This window comes from Actinoplanes sp. ATCC 53533, from assembly GCF_003947245.1.
In genome coordinates this window covers 109,314-123,532 of record NZ_QHHV01000069.1, presented here as the reverse complement: position 1 = coordinate 123,532, position 14,219 = coordinate 109,314, and the positions used below count along the sequence as shown (strand labels likewise).

Genomic DNA, 14,219 nt, shown 5'->3' with positions numbered 1-14,219 from the left:
ACTTGGGTGACTGTCCTGAGTAGACGCAGCGGCTGGGATCCTATAGATCATCTTTTGTGAGGAAGTTGATCGAGGGCCAGCCGCTGCGCTGCGAAAGATGACAGGACTCCCGACCGGCCGGCTCGCCGACCTGATCGGCAGGATCCGCGAGATCGTCGGCGAACAGTGGGAGAAGCCGCCGATCGGACGTCCGCACGTGTTAGTTACCCCTGCCCGCGGCGGTCAGCGCGATGTTGTTCGGGCTCCGGCACAACCTGCCCGACGAGGCTTTCGGCTGTTCCCAGGCCACGATCACCCGCTATCCAGCCGATCCCGCGGTGGCTCACCCGACCCGAGGTCGATCAGGGTCTCGGACAGGCCGGCCGCAGGGGTGTGCTGGTCGACGGGTTCGTCGCCCCGGTCGGCGAACGTGAGAACTACCATGGCCTGTTCTCCGGCGAGAAAAACCTGTCAGGGCGGAACGTGCAGGTCGTCGTCGATCTCGACGGCTGGGTCGCCGCCGTGGGCGAGCCTGTCAACGGCGCTCGTCACGACGTGGCGGCGTTCTTCATCTCCGGCATCGCGCAACGCTGGGTAGATCACCTCGCTCTCGGCGGACCAGGCATGATCGGCGATGGGCGGCTACCAGGGCACCGGTCCGATCGCCCTACCCAAGAAGCCTCCCGGCGGGGAGTTGACCACCAAGCAGAAGGCCTACAGCTACAGCGTCAACCGACTCCGCGCGGCCGTTGAACGCGCGATCAGTCACTTGAAGAACTGGAAGATCCTCAAGACCGGCTAGCACCGGATCATGACCGACTTCCCCGACGTGTTACGCACCGTCACCGCCCTGGAGATCTTCAGAACCGCCGCACCAGGTTTTGAATGACCATCCTGGTGTTTCCGATGGGGAAGCAGAGCAAAGCGAGGTTGGAAGAGATGGGATCCGGTGGTGGTGCCCGGCCCTTGATTGCGCCGCGGTCGATCGCGCGAGCGGCGGCTTGACGTGGGCGGGCGGCGCCTGATCGGATTGCCGCAGCGTCGCAGTGCGCCCGGCGAAGAGACAGCCGTGGGCATGGAGGCGCCGGACCATGGGATCTTCCGTGGAGAGCACTTCGAGCGAGTATGCCCGCTTCCTGGCGTATGGCAACCAGTTGATCGAGATCCACATCGGCCTGCGCGACATGCTGGCCGATCTTCGGGAGGGTGTCGTCCCCGAGGCCGAGTTGGGCACGCACTGCCTGGCGTTCTGCGCCGCGGTGACCCGGCACCACACCGGTGAGGACACCGAGGTGTTCCCGCTGCTCGCCGCCCGCCATCCCGAACTGCGCACCTTTCTGGCCGAGCTGGAACGTGACCACCAGGTGATCGCGGGCCTGCTGACCGCGGTGCGCGACGTGGCCGGCCGGCTCGGGGCCACGCGTCCCGACGCGGCCGGGCGGCTGGGGGCCGCGGGTCGCGAGGCGGCCGGGCGGCTCGGGGCCGAGGGTGTGCGGGAGGAGTTGGACGGGCTCGCCGCGGTGTTGGAGACCCATTTTATCGGTGAGGAGAAGCGGCTCGTCGGCGTGCTCAACGCCATCGACCCGTCCGAGGGATTGACCGGCCTCACCGCCTAGGCCGTAGAGTTTCGTTAGCGCTCGGTGTCAGGGGCATTGCTTTGCGTGACTGCTGGGGGTTCGCATGGGTGCTTCGGAGCGGCGGGACCGGCTCCTCGAACGGCAGCGGGAGCTTCGCGCCCGGCACGACGCGCTGGGTGGACTCGGCGTGGAGCCGCCGTATGTCGCCGAGCACCTCGATCCGCTGCTCGCCGCCACCGACGAGCTGATGGAGGTGGTCGACGGCATGGCGGCCGATGCCGCGCGCCGCCGGCTGGTGGGGGTGTTCGGGCTGCTCGGCGTCGCCGCCGTCGGGGCCGTTCTGGTCGCGGTCGGCGTGCTGCCGGCGTACGCGTTGCTTGCCGTGCTGATCGTGCTCGCCGCGGCGGTCGTTCTCTGGCTTATCACTCCCGCGCCCGGGACCGGCCGATGAGCCCCGACAGCTCCGGTGACATCGCGCGGGTCGCCGCCGGGCTGCGCAACGAGTTTCGCAGCAGCGACAGCAAGCTGCGCGAGGACATCCGGCGGATCGGCAAGGCCGCGGAGAAGCGTGCCCAGGAGATCGCCACGCGGCTTGATGCCATCGACGAGCGCGTGGGTGCGCTCGTCACCGACCAGGCCGAGTTGCGCCGGCAGGTCCAGCGCAAACTGGACGAATCGGGGCTGCGGGTGGGCCGGATCGAGCAGGAACTGCAGCTGCTGGAGGGGCTGTTCCGCCGGCAGCGGGGCGAGGTTCCGGTTGATCTCGACAGCGTCCCGGCCGAGCTCGGGCCGCTGGTCGAGGACGTGCGGCAGGCCGAGCGGATCCGGTCCACAATGCTGTCCGACGACGCCCGCGCGGCCTGCCAAGCCGGGATCGACGCCTTCGAGCGCCGCGAGCGCACGCTGGCGGAGACGCGGCAACGGGCGGTGGCCGCCAGCCGGAAGCTCGCCGTCGGCAAGGCGGGCGGGTGGACGTTCCGCCGGGCGGCCGCCGCCTACCGGTCGGAGCGTGCGCTGCTGGGGGTACAGGAGGGCGAGGTTGCGGCGGCGCGAGTGGAACGGGACGCGGCCGAGCGTGACCTGCGTGTCGACGCCACTCAGCAGCAGGCGTACCAGGCGCACCCGGGGGTCGCGGCCGCGGACGGGCTCGCCGCGCACGTCCGGGACCGGATCGATGCCGCCGTGGCGGACTGCGAACTGTTCCCGTCGTGGTTCACCAACCGGCTCGGATACCGGCCGGCTCCCCGGCGGGCGGCCGACTGGCGGGAGGCGGCGATCCAGGTGGTGCTCTACCGGATCACCTACGCGGTCATCGACCGGACGGTGGCCCTCGGCCCGAGGCCGGAGGCCGGCAGCTACCGCAGAACCCGGCACGACGCCGTCGAAGCGGAACTGCACCAACTCGACGAGTGACGAAGCCGCGACCGGTCGGCGAAGCCGGGTGTCAAGGCCGCGACCGGTCGGCGAAGCCGGGTGTCAAGGCCGCGACCGGTCGGCGAAGCCGGGTGTCAAGGCCGCGACCGGTCGGCGAAGCCGGGTGCCAAAGCCGCGACGGTCAGCGAAGCCGAGTGTCAAAGCTTGACGGGTGGCGAGGGGGCACAATCGCCGGTGTGAATGGTGCTTGGACACAGGCCGGCTGCCGGATCCGGTTTGACTGGGGCCCGGTCGGCGCGGATGCCGTCGGGCCCGGTGCCGCGCTGGTCGCCGTGGTTGATGTGCTCTCCTTCACCACCGCGCTGACTGTCGCCGTCGAGCGGGGGATCGCGGTCATGCCGTACCGGTGGCGTGACGATTCTGCCGGCCGGGTCGCCCGCGAGCATGACGCCGTGCTTGCCGTCGGGCGTGAGCAGGTCGAGCGGCCGGGCCAGGTGAGTCTGTCGCCGGACAGCATTCTGCGTAGCTCGGGGATCGAGCGCCTCGTGCTGCCCTCGCCGAACGGCGCGACGATCTCGGCCCGGCTCGCCGAGGCGGGCGCGACCGTGGTGGGGGTCTCGCTGCGCAACGCGGATGCGGCCGCGGCGAGCATCGTGCGCCGGCTGGGTGCGGGGGACGCGGTCGCGGTCGTCGCGGCGGGGGAGCGCTGGCCGGACGGTTCGTTGCGGCCCGCGGTCGAGGACCTGTGGGGCGCGGGGGCGCTCATTGAGGCATTGGTACGGCGGGGAGCCGGCGATCTCTCCGTCGAGGCCGGTACGGCGCTGGCGGCGTACCGGAGCGTCGCAGACGACCTGGCGACCGCCCTGCGCGCCTGCGCCTCCGGGCGGGAGTTGCACGCGCACGGCTTTCCCGAGGATGTCGCGGTCGCGACGCGGCCGGTCGCCGACCCGGCAGTGCCGGTCCTGACCGACGGATGGTTCGTGGCGGATTCTCCTTCCTTTTAGCGCCCACAGGGAGGTTTCTGGCCTCGCATGGTCGACATGCGTGGGATCTCTACGCCAAGAGCGACTTGGCTGGCGGATCGGTGCCGCGCCGGTGGACGGTGGGGTGACCACGTTGAGTCAGGAGAATCCCATGCGGAAATGGTGGCCGCTGGTCGCGGTGTGCCTCGGTACTTTCATGCTGCTCGTCGACGTCACCATTGTGAACGTCGCACTGCCGGAGATGGCGGTCGATCTCGGCACGTCGTTCAGCTCGCTGCAGTGGGTGGTGGACGGCTACGCGCTGTCCCTCGCCGTGCTGCTGCTCGGCGCCGGCGCGCTCGCCGACCGGCTCGGGCACCGCCGGCTCTACATCGGCGGTCTGATCCTCTTCGCGCTGTCCTCGCTCGCCTGCGGTGTCGCCGGCGACGACCGCACGCTGATCGCCGGGCGGGTGGTGCAGGGCATCGGCGCCGCGGCCATGTTCACCACCACGTTCGCGCTGCTCAACAGCGCATATCAGGGTCGCGCCCGGGGCGTGGCGTACGGCGTCTGGGGCGGCGTGTCCGGTGCGGCCGCCGCGATCGGCCCGATCCTCGGCGGCCTGCTCACCGAGGCGCTGAGCTGGCGGTGGATCTTCCTGGTCAACCTGCCGGTGAGCGTCGCCGCGCTGGTGCTGTGCGGCACCGTGCTGGCCGCCGACCAGGCAGTGCGCCGGGGTCGCTTCGACCTGGCCGGCACGGTCACCTTCACCGTCGCGGCGGGCGCCCTGACGCTGGCCGTCATCCGGGCCACCACCGTGGGCTGGGGCTCGGCGCAGACCTGGGGTCTGCTGCTGCTCAGCGGGCTCGGCCTGGTGTCGTTCGTGCTGGTGGAGCGGCGCAGCCCGGACGCGATGCTGGACCTGGCCCTGCTGCGCAACCGCTCGTTCGTCGGCATCCTGGTGGCGGCGCTGCTGGTGAACTTCGCTGCCTTCGCGGCCTTCACCTACACCTCGATCTGGCTGCAGACAGTCATCGGCCTTTCGCCCCTGCGGGCCGGCCTGACCGGGCTGCCGATGTCGATCGTGTCGGTGATCGTCTCCGGCGTCGTGGGCGCGAAGCTGCACGGCCGGTCGCCGCGGCTGCTGATCGGCGGCGGGATGCTGCTGATCGGCCTGGGTGGCGCCCTGTGCGCGCTGCTGCTGGGCGCGCAGTCGAGCTGGCCCGCCCTGATCGCCGGCTACGCGGTGATCGGCGCCGGCGTCGGCCTGGCCATGCCCACCCTCGCGGAGTCGGCCATGGGCTCGGTCCCGGCGCACCGCGGCGGGATGGCCGGCGGCGCCGTCACCACGGCCCGGCAGCTCGGCTTCGCGATCGGCATCGCGGTGCTCGGCACCGTCTTCGCCGCTCGCGCCGAGGACCACCTCGGTGCCCAGGGCGCCCCGGAGCCGGAGCAGACCGCGCACGCCCTCGCCGCCGGGCAGGCCGGCCGCATCCTGGCGGCGCTGCCGGGCGGGCTGCGCGACACGGTCGACCGGGCCCTGCACGGCGCGGCGGTGGCCGGGCTGGACGCGGGCTTCCTGGTCTCGGCCGGGGTGGGCCTGCTCGGCGGGATCGCGGTGCTGATCCTGGTGCGGCCCGCGGCCCCGGCGCGCTCGGAACGAACTCGCCCGGGTTCTCCGCCGCGGGTGAGCTCAGATGACCGGCCCGCCGAGCACGCCGCCGTCCACGAGTGAGACGGCGTGCTTGACCCTGTTCCGCACCGGCACGGTCTCGCAGGTGCGGATCTCGGGGATGGCGGCCACCTCGGTGGTCAGGTAGCGGTACAACTCCTCGGCGTCGCGGCACAGCGCGGTCGCGGCGATGGTGGCGATGCCGGTGACCGCCGCCGCCCAGACGAGCTGGCGGTGGTCGGCGATCCGGGCGCCGACCACCGCCAGGTCGGCCGGCGCCACGGTGAGCCACAGGTTGGCCGCCGCCCGGAAGCCCATCAGCGTCGCCGCCACCTCGGTGTCGAAGTAGACCGCGCCGGCGGCGATCAGCGCGGACAGCCGCAGGGCGACCTTGCGCTGGGTCCAGCCGGTGGCGGTGGCCAGCGCGGCATAGCCGGCCCGGCCGTCGGCGGCCAGCGCGGCGAGCAGCGCCCGGTCCCCGGGCTCCACCCGGGCGTCGTCCCCGGCGCCCGGCCGCTGGTCGGCACTTGCCCGTACCCCGGGGTCGGCCCCGTCCAGCAGCAGCTCACGCTGGTCGGCGCCGAGCTGGTCATCGCCGGCGATCCAGTCCGTCTCGCCGCGGCCCACGAAGCGGTGCAGCACCTGGTGGGCGCTCAGGGAGAGCACGTTGGCCGCCCGGGGCAGGTGGTGCAGCAGTCCCCCGTCACGGCCGTCGCGGTCCTGGGCCACCTGGACCGCGCAGGACAGCTCGACGCCCCCGGCCCCGATCGTCACCCAGCTCGTGTCGGTGCGCCGGGCCAGCGCCTGCGCCGTCGTCGTGGCGGTGCCCGGGCGGCAGTAGATCCGCAGCGCCCAGAAGGTGGTGTCCGGCAGCCGTTCCGGGTTCGCCTGCCCGAAGACCCGCAACAGGCCCCCGGTGCGCATCCGCTGGTACCGCCGGGCGACGGTCTGCTCGGACACCCCCAGCACGGCCGCCAGCCTGGCGAACGGAACCCGGGGCGCGAGCCGCAGTCCCTGGAGGATCTGTCGGTCGAGCCGGTCGAGGACGGCGGATTCCACCGCACTGCGCGCTACCACGTGAGGAATATTACGTGCGTTCCCGGCTCCAGCCCCGGTGCCCGGGTGCGGGCGGCGGAGCTGACACAATGTCGGATGCGCCCCGTGAACCCCTGTGAGGAGACGTTTCCGTGATCCGTACCCATGACTCCGGCAGCTTGCGCGCGAGCCACGCCGGTCAGACGGTGACGCTCGCCGGGTGGGTCGCCCGCCGCCGCGACCACGGAGGCGTCATCTTCGTCGACCTGCGCGACGCCTCAGGCGTCGTCCAGGTGGTCTTCCGCGAGGAGGACGCACACGCGTTGCGCAACGAGTTCTGCGTGAAGGTCACCGGCGAGGTCACCCTGCGCCCGGCCGGCAATGAGAATCCCGACCTGCCCACCGGTGCCGTCGAGGTCACCGCGAGCGAGCTCGTCGTGCTCTCCGAGGCCGCGCCGCTGCCGCTGCCCGTCGACGACACCATCACCGCCTCCGACGATCTCCGCCTGAAGTACCGCTACCTGGACCTGCGGCGCAGCGGCCCGGCGAACGCGCTGAAGCTGCGCAGCCGGGCCAACCAGATCGCCCGCGAGATCCTGCACGCCCGCGACTTCCACGAGATCGAGACGCCGACCCTGACCCGGTCGACGCCCGAGGGCGCCCGCGACTTCCTGGTCCCGGTCCGCCTGCAGCCCGGCACCTGGTATGCCCTGCCGCAGTCGCCGCAGCTGTTCAAGCAGCTGCTGATGGTCGCCGGCATGGAGCGCTATTACCAGATCGCCCGCTGCTACCGCGACGAGGACTTCCGCGCCGACCGGCAGCCGGAGTTCACCCAGCTCGACATCGAGATGTCCTTCGTGACCCAGGACGACATCATCGCCCTGGGCGAGGAGATCGTCGTCAAGCTGTGGGGCGAGCTCGCCGGCTACGCCGTCCAGACGCCGATCCCGCGGATCACCTGGACCGACGCGATGAACCGGTACGGCTCCGACAAGCCCGACCTGCGGTACGGCGTCGAGCTGACCGAGCTGACCGAATACCTGCGCGGCACCGAGTTCCGGGTGTTCGCCGGCGCGATCGACGCCGGCGGCTACGTCGGCGCGGTCGTCATGCCGGGCGGCGCGTCGCAGACCCGCAAGGAGCTGGACGGCTGGCAGGACTGGGCCAAGGCGCGCGGCGCCCGCGGCCTGGCCTATGTGGTGCTGGACGCCGAGACGGGCGCCGCCCGCGGCCCGGTCGCCAAGAACCTGTCCGAGGCGCACCTGGCCGGGCTCGGCGACGTGGTCGGCGCGAAGCCGGGCGACGCGGTGTTCTTCGCCGCCGCGACCGAGCGCCGCGAGGCCCAGGAGCTGCTCGGCGCGGCCCGCATCGAGATCGCCAAGCGGTCCGGGCTGATCGACGAGTCGACCTGGGCGTTCTGCTGGGTCGTCGACGCGCCGATGTTCGAAAAGACCGACGACGGCGGCTGGACGGCCGTGCACCACCCGTTCACCTCGCCCAACGACGAGTGGCTGGACCGCTTCGAGGAGGCGCCCGACCAGGCGCTGGCCTACGCGTACGACATCGTCGTCAACGGCAACGAGATCGGCGGCGGCAGCGTCCGTATCCACCGCGGCGACGTGCAGAGCCGGGTCTTCGACCTGCTCGGCATCTCGCCCGAGGAGGCCCAGGACAAGTTCGGCTTCCTGCTGGAGGCCTTCAAGTACGGCCCGCCGCCGCACGCCGGCATCGCGCTCGGCTGGGACCGCACCTGCATGCTGCTCTCCGGCAACGAGTCGATCCGTGAGGTCATCGCGTTCCCGAAGACCCGCGGCGGCTTCGACCCGCTGACGACCGCGCCGACGCCGATCACCGCCCAGCAGCGGCTGGAGGCCGGCATCGATTTCAAGCCGAAGCCCGCGGCAGTTCCGGTGGAGCCCGCGAACTGATGCGGACGCTGATCGTCGGCGCCAGCGGTCACCTCGGCGGCGAGGTGGCCCGGCTGGCGTCGGCGGCCGGCGCGGAGGTCGTCGGCACCTCCACCACCGGCACCCACGGCTGGTCCCGGCTGGACATCACCGACCGGGAGGCGGTCCGCGCGCTCGTCTCCCGGGTACGGCCGGACGTCGTGGTCAACACGGCATACCGGGCGGACAGCTGGACGATCTGTGCCGACGGTGCCGCCCACGTGGCCCACGCGGCGGCCGGGGCCGGGGCGCGGCTCGTGCACGTCTCCTCCGACGCGCTCCACGGTGGCCGTCCCGAGCCGTACCCCGATGACGCGGTGCCGACCCCGATCTACCCGTACGGCGCGGCCAAGGCGGCGGCCGAGACGGCCGTCGCCGCGATCGACCCGGCGGCGGTCCTGGTCCGCACCTCGCTGATCGTCGGCGACGAGCGCAGCAAGCAGGTCCAGCTGGCCCTGAATCTCGCCACCGGCCGGGCCCGGGGCGCGCTGTTCACCGACGAGGTCCGCTGCCCGATCGACGCGACCGACCTGGCCGCGGCGATCCTGGAGCTCGCGGCCACCGACTACGCCGGCCTGATCAACGTCGCCGGCCCGCAGGTGGTGACCCGCGCGGAGCTCGGCCGCCTGGTGGCGGCCCGGTACGGCCTGGACCCGGCGACCGTGCCGGTGTGCACGGTCGCCGAGGGCGGCATGGGTGCCCGCCCCGCCGAGATCCGGCTGGACAGCACCCGGGCCGCCGGCCTGCTCAAGACGCCGCTGCGCGGTGTCGGCGAGGTCTTCGGCTAAGCGTCGCGTAGCCGCAGCAGCAGCCCGCCGGCGAGCAGCGCCGCGGCGGCCCACGCGCCGAGCACCGCGAGCCCGTGCCACGGGCTGATCGGCAGGTCGTCCAGGCCGGTGGTGGCCTGGATCGCCAGCCCGGCGGCCATCGGGCCGATCTGCTCCAGGTGCCGCCGGAAGGCCGGGTCGGTGGCGGCCAGCCCGATGATCGGGAAGACGTACAGCAGGCCCAGGACCACGCCGGCGGCGGTCGCCGGAGTGCGGACCGCGGTCGTCACGCCGAGGGCGAGCAGACCGATCAGGATCAGGTAGAGCACGGATCCCGCGGCCGCCCGCAGCACCGCGGCGTCGGTGACCGCCAGCGGCAGCAGGCGGTTGCCGGCCACCAGCGAGCCGGCCACGCCGGCCGTGGCGGCGGCCGTCACCACCGCGGTGAGCACGAGCGCCTTCGCGGCCAGGACGGTGAGCCGGCGCGGCACCGCGGCGAGGCTGGCGTGGATCATGCCGGTGCTGTACTCGGCGCCGATCACCTGCACCGCCAGGACGGCGACGACTGCCTGGCCGAGCTGGACCCCGGTGAGCGTGATCTTCGCGGGATCGACGGCGCAGATCCCGGCCGGGCAGTCGGTGGCCGCAGCCGCCAGGACGCCGATTCCCACCGTCGCCGCGACGACGGCGAGCAGCAGCAGACTCGTACCCGGCGTGGTGCGCAGCTTGGTCCACTCCGCGTGCAGCGCGCGCCTCATGCGTCCCGCCGCCGCAGCGAGAGGACGGCCAGGCCCAGGGCGAGTGCCGCCCAGCCGGCGAGGACGGCGAGACCCGCCCACGGCGGCAGCGGGAAGTAGCCGTTCACCGGGACGGGATAGTCGTCGACCTGCGGATAGCTCACCGCGCTCTGCTGCACGGCGAACGCGGCCGCGGGGGTGACCCGCAGCAGCCACTGCGCCGGCTCCGGCGGCAGGACCGTCATGGCCAGCAGGTACGGCAGCACGATCACCACGATCCCGGCGACGACGGCGGTCAGCCCGCGCCGCAGCAGCGCGCCCAGCGCGAGGGCCAGCACCGCCGCGCCGGCCAGCAGGAGCCCGGTGCCCGCGACCAGGCGCACCTGGGTGCCGATGGTGGACGGATGCAGGTACACGCCGCTCGCCTGCAGCACCTGCTGACCGAAGAAGATCACTATCGCCGCCGCCAGCACGCCGAGCGCGAAGGTCGCCGCGCCGATGACAGCGGCCTTGGCGAGCAGGATCCGGGCGCGGCGCGGGACGGCGGCCACCGTGGTGCGGATCAGCCCGCGCCGGTACTCGGCGGTCATCGTCATCGTGGCGACGACCACCACGAGGATCAGGCCGGCGAACGTGCCGGCCAGGGTCTGGCTGATCGTGGTGCCGATGCCGGAGATGCCGGAGACGGCCGGGGCGATGTCGCCGCTGCCCGTCACGTCGAAGCTCGCGGAGGTCTGCTCGGGGCGCGAGGGCTCCGCGTCGCCGCCGACCGTGCTGCGGGTCCACGTCGCGCCGGACCAGGTGCCCTGCTGGCCGAGGCTGTCGAAGGCCGCGGTGACCTCGCTGGGGCCGCCCATCGCGCCGCTGACCCCGCGTCCGCCGCCGAGGATCCAGGTGAACTGCGGTGACGTCGCGAAGGTGCCGGCCTCGACCGTGGCGGGGAGTCCGGGCAGCCGCACCTTGTCCACGACCGTCCACGTCGTACCGTCGGCCGACTCCTCGCCGGTGATCGTCTCCCCGGCGCGGGTGAGCCGCAGCCAGCGCGGCGTGCTGGCGGGACCGGGCTGCCCGGCCTTGTCGTGCACGTAGTCGTGCTGCATCCGGACGCCGTGCGCGCCGGTCATCATGATCGCGGCATACGTCGAGCCCGGCCGGGTGCCGTCCTTGATGATCAGCCCGCCCTTGGCCCACGGTGCGAGCCCGGGCCGGCCGTCTCCCGGGCCGCGCTCGGCGACCTGCGGCGTGCCGTCGGCCGGGTCCGGACCGCCCATGCCCGGCTTCGCCGGCAGCGTCCCGGTGAGGCCGTTCAGCCGTACGGTGATGCTCCCGTCCCCGGTCAGCGACCGGTGCACGAAGGCGAAGTGGTCGGTCACCTCCTGGCCCTCCGGCCCGACCGGCAGCACGCACTCCGGCTGCGGGCCGTTGCGCCCGCAGGAGCCCTGCCCGCCGGTGAGCAATCCCAGCCCGACCACCGCCGCCGCCGCGCAGGCCAGCGCGACCACCCAGCCGCGCACGGTCCGCAGCTTGGTCCATTCGGCGTGCAGCACCGCCCTCATCGCGACGCCTCCGGCGACTCGGCCCGGAACTCGACCGCGTGGTGGGTCAGCTCGAGGTAGGCCTGTTCCAGGCTCCCGTGCCGGGCCAGCAGCTCCGGCATCGTCTGGTCGGCGAGCACCCGGCCGCGGCCGACCACGACCACGTGGTCGGCGGTGCCCTGCAACTCGCTCATCAGGTGGGTGGAGAGCAGCACCGCGCGGCCCTCGGCGGCCAGCCCGCGCAGGAAGCCGCGGATCCAGACGATGCCCTCGGGATCCATCCCGTTGAACGGCTCGTCCAGCATCAGCGCCGGCGGGTCACCGAGCATCGCCGCCGCGATCCCGAGCCGCTGGCGCATGCCGAGCGAGAAGCCGCCGGCGCGCCGCCGGGCCACCGCGGTCAGCCCCGCCTGCTCCAGCGCCGCGTCGACGCGTGCCCCGGTCAGGCCCTGCGAGTGGGCGAGCCAGAGCAGGTGGTTGCGGGCCGTGCGGCCCGGCTGCAGCGCCCCGGCGTCGAGCAGGGAGCCGACGACGCGCAACGGGCTGGGCAGGCTGCGGTACGGCCGTCCGCCGACGAGCGCGGTCCCGGCGTCCGGGGCGTCGAGGCCCAGGATCACCCGCATGGTGGTGGACTTGCCGGCGCCGTTCGGGCCGACGAAGCCGGTGACCTGCCCGGGCTCGACGGCGAAGGACATCCCGTCCAGCGCGAGGGTCGGCCCGAAGCGTTTACGCAGGCCGTTGACGACAATGGTGGTCTCGTTCATGCCGTGGTGTCTACGCGGCGGCGGGTGTCGCCACGGTGCCGCCGGCTGACACCCCACTGCCACCCGGCAGCTGGCATCGTGGGGGCATGCGCGTGCTGGTCGTGGAAGACTTCGAGATCCTGGCCCGCACCCTGGGCACCGGGCTGCGCCGCGAGGGCATGGCCGTCGACGTGGTGCTGGACGGCCCGGACGCGCTGGAGCATCTCGCCGTCACCCGCTACGACGTGGTCGTGCTGGACCGCGACCTGCCCGGCGTGCACGGCGACGAGGTGTGCCGGCAGATCGTCGCGGGCGACTCGGGCAGCCGGGTGCTGATGCTGACCGCGGCCGCCGCGGTCGGGCAGCGGGTCGCCGGGCTGGGCCTGGGCGCCGACGATTACCTGCCCAAGCCGTTCGACTTCGCCGAGCTCGTGGCCCGGATCCGGGCGCTGGCCCGCCGGCCGGCCACCGCGCTGCCGCCGATCCTGACAAGCGGCGAGGTCACGCTCGACCCGAGCCTGCGGGTGGCGACCCGCGGCGGTCGCCGGCTGGAGCTGAGCGCGAAGGAGTTCGCCGTGCTGGAGTGCCTGCTCGCCGCGCAGGGCCGGCTGGTGCCGGCGGAGGAGCTGCTGGAACGGGTCTGGGACGAGGCGGCCGACCCGTTCACGACGGTGGTGAAGACGACGATCCGGCGGTTGCGCGCCAAGCTCGGTGACCCGCCGGTCGTGCACACGGTCCGCGAGGCCGGCTACCGGATCGGCGACGTGTGAGCGCCCGGCGCCGGCTGCGCACCCAGCTCACCCTGCTGTACGCGGTGCCGTTCCTGGTCTCCGGCGCGTTCCTGCTCAGCATCCCGATCCTGCAGGGTCGCGAGAGCAGCCCGGTGGGCGTCCAGATCGGCACCGGGCCGGCTCCCCCCGAACCGGGTCCGGACCTGGCGCGCCTGCTCACCGCCTCGGCGCTGGGCCTGGCGGCGATGGGCGTGCTCGCGCTCGTGCTGGGCTGGCTGATCGCGGGCCGGTTCCTGCGCCCGCTGCGCGCCATCACCGCGACCGCCCGGGACATCTCCGCCCGCAACCTGCACCGCCGGCTCGGCCGCACCGGGCGCGACGACGAGTTCACCGAGCTGGCCGCGACCCTGGACGACCTGTTCGCCCGCCTGGAGTCGTCGTTCACCTCCCAGCGCGACTTCGTCGCCAACGCCTCGCACGAGTTGCGGACGCCGTTGACGGCGCAGCGGGCGTTGCTGCAGGTGGCCCTCGCCGATCCCGGCATCACGCTGGCGAGCCTGCGGGCCGTCTGCCAGGACGTGCTCGATCTGGGCGCCGCGCAGGAACGGCTGGTCGGCGCGCTGCTGGCCCTGGCGACCGGCGAGCAGGGCGTCGAGCACCGGGAGCCGTTCGACCTCGCCCGGGTGGCCGGCGCCGTGCTGGCCACCCGCGAGGAGGAGGCCCGGCGCCGCGGCGTCGAGGTGCGGGTGTCCCTCGGGGCGGCCCCGGCGACCGGCGACCCGAGCCTGGTCGAGAGCCTGGTCGCGAACCTGCTGGACAACGCGCTGCGGCACAACGTCCCCGGCGGCAGCGTCGCGCTCACCACCGTGACCGTCGACGGCCGGGCCACCCTGAGGGTCAGCAACACCGGAGCGGTCATCCCGCCGGCCGAGCTGGACCGGCTCTTCCAGCCGTTCCAGCGGCTCGGCGCCCAGCGCCTCGGCAACACCGGCGGCCACGGTCTGGGGCTGGCCATCGTCCGCGCGATCACGACCGCGCACGGCGCGACGCTCACCCCGGTGGCGCCGTCCGAGGGCGGTCTGGTCATCGAGGTGTGCTTCGGCGGACCCGACGGCGATCCACTGTAGATGGGTTCGCCCCGGATTGCCTTGTGGCGTGGCT

Annotated in this window: 16 protein-coding genes; 10 read left to right on the top strand and 6 right to left on the bottom strand. The window is 73.2% G+C overall.

Annotated elements, in window-relative coordinates; genetic code table 11:
* Positions 1–291: 291 nt before the first annotated feature.
* Positions 292–423: a hypothetical protein gene (locus DMB66_RS65290; protein WP_255440894.1), complete on the bottom strand. Its 132-nt coding sequence runs from the start codon at positions 421–423 to the stop codon at positions 292–294.
* 27 nt (positions 424–450) lie between these two features.
* Positions 451–582 (bottom strand): hypothetical protein, encoded by a 132-nt coding sequence (locus tag DMB66_RS65285; RefSeq protein ID WP_255440893.1) that lies wholly within the window; start codon positions 580–582, stop codon positions 451–453.
* A 31-nt stretch (positions 583–613) separates the two neighbouring features.
* On the opposite strand from DMB66_RS65285, the gene DMB66_RS63965 reads away from it, so the two are divergent.
* The 6 genes from DMB66_RS63965 to DMB66_RS23775 all read left to right on the top strand — a co-directional run bounded on the left by DMB66_RS63965 (position 614) and on the right by DMB66_RS23775 (position 5,627).
* Positions 614–781 (top strand): transposase family protein, encoded by a 168-nt coding sequence (locus DMB66_RS63965; RefSeq protein WP_233624795.1) that lies wholly within the window; start codon positions 614–616, stop codon positions 779–781.
* Positions 782–1,082: 301 nt separating this feature from the next.
* The gene (locus tag DMB66_RS23795; protein ID WP_233624794.1) at positions 1,083–1,595 is read left to right on the top strand and encodes a hemerythrin domain-containing protein; all 513 of its coding nucleotides are present in this window, start codon (positions 1,083–1,085) and stop codon (positions 1,593–1,595) included.
* 64 nt (positions 1,596–1,659) lie between these two features.
* Positions 1,660–2,007, top strand: coding sequence for a hypothetical protein (locus DMB66_RS23790; protein WP_125806335.1), 348 nt, complete (start codon positions 1,660–1,662; stop codon positions 2,005–2,007).
* On the top strand, positions 2,004–2,969 hold the full coding sequence (locus DMB66_RS23785; RefSeq protein ID WP_125806334.1) for a hypothetical protein: 966 nt from the start codon (positions 2,004–2,006) through the stop codon (positions 2,967–2,969). The genes DMB66_RS23790 and DMB66_RS23785 overlap by 4 nt, the downstream gene beginning before the upstream one ends.
* Positions 2,970–3,166: 197 nt before the next feature.
* Positions 3,167–3,934, top strand: coding sequence for a 2-phosphosulfolactate phosphatase (locus DMB66_RS23780; protein ID WP_125806333.1), 768 nt, complete (start codon positions 3,167–3,169; stop codon positions 3,932–3,934).
* A gap of 130 nt (positions 3,935–4,064) precedes the next feature.
* Positions 4,065–5,627 (top strand): MFS transporter, encoded by a 1,563-nt coding sequence (locus DMB66_RS23775; RefSeq protein ID WP_125806332.1) that lies wholly within the window; start codon positions 4,065–4,067, stop codon positions 5,625–5,627.
* On the opposite strand, the gene DMB66_RS23770 is transcribed toward DMB66_RS23775, so the two are convergent.
* Complete coding sequence (locus DMB66_RS23770) at positions 5,586–6,641, bottom strand: Lrp/AsnC family transcriptional regulator (protein WP_125806331.1); 1,056 nt, start codon at positions 6,639–6,641, stop codon at positions 5,586–5,588. The genes DMB66_RS23775 and DMB66_RS23770 overlap by 42 nt on opposite strands.
* A gap of 110 nt (positions 6,642–6,751) precedes the next feature.
* On the opposite strand from DMB66_RS23770, the gene aspS reads away from it, so the two are divergent.
* Positions 6,752–8,527, top strand: coding sequence for an aspartate--tRNA ligase (gene aspS / locus DMB66_RS23765; RefSeq protein ID WP_125806330.1), 1,776 nt, complete (start codon positions 6,752–6,754; stop codon positions 8,525–8,527).
* A complete protein-coding gene (locus DMB66_RS23760; protein ID WP_125806329.1) occupies positions 8,527–9,333 on the top strand; it encodes a sugar nucleotide-binding protein in 807 nt (268 codons plus the stop codon). Before aspS ends, DMB66_RS23760 begins: the two co-directional genes overlap by 1 nt.
* Here the strand turns inward: DMB66_RS23760 and DMB66_RS23755 are convergent.
* From DMB66_RS23755 to DMB66_RS23745, 3 genes are read right to left on the bottom strand one after another with little or no spacing between them, the layout of a single operon-like run.
* Positions 9,330–10,070 (bottom strand): ABC transporter permease, encoded by a 741-nt coding sequence (locus DMB66_RS23755; RefSeq protein ID WP_125806328.1) that lies wholly within the window; start codon positions 10,068–10,070, stop codon positions 9,330–9,332. The two genes, DMB66_RS23760 and DMB66_RS23755, sit on opposite strands and share 4 nt — an antisense overlap.
* On the bottom strand, positions 10,067–11,605 hold the full coding sequence (locus tag DMB66_RS23750; protein ID WP_125806327.1) for an ABC transporter permease: 1,539 nt from the start codon (positions 11,603–11,605) through the stop codon (positions 10,067–10,069). The genes DMB66_RS23755 and DMB66_RS23750 overlap by 4 nt, the downstream gene beginning before the upstream one ends.
* Positions 11,602–12,348, bottom strand: a complete 747-nt coding sequence (locus DMB66_RS23745; RefSeq protein WP_125806326.1) for an ABC transporter ATP-binding protein — start codon at positions 12,346–12,348, stop codon at positions 11,602–11,604. Before DMB66_RS23745 ends, DMB66_RS23750 begins: the two co-directional genes overlap by 4 nt.
* 86 nt (positions 12,349–12,434) lie before the next feature.
* Here DMB66_RS23745 and DMB66_RS23740 point away from each other — a divergent pair, with 86 nt between their 5' ends.
* On the top strand, positions 12,435–13,097 hold the full coding sequence (locus DMB66_RS23740; protein ID WP_125806325.1) for a response regulator transcription factor: 663 nt from the start codon (positions 12,435–12,437) through the stop codon (positions 13,095–13,097).
* Positions 13,094–14,185, top strand: a complete 1,092-nt coding sequence (locus tag DMB66_RS23735; protein ID WP_125806324.1) for a HAMP domain-containing sensor histidine kinase — start codon at positions 13,094–13,096, stop codon at positions 14,183–14,185. Before DMB66_RS23740 ends, DMB66_RS23735 begins: the two co-directional genes overlap by 4 nt.
* Positions 14,186–14,219 lie beyond the last annotated feature (34 nt).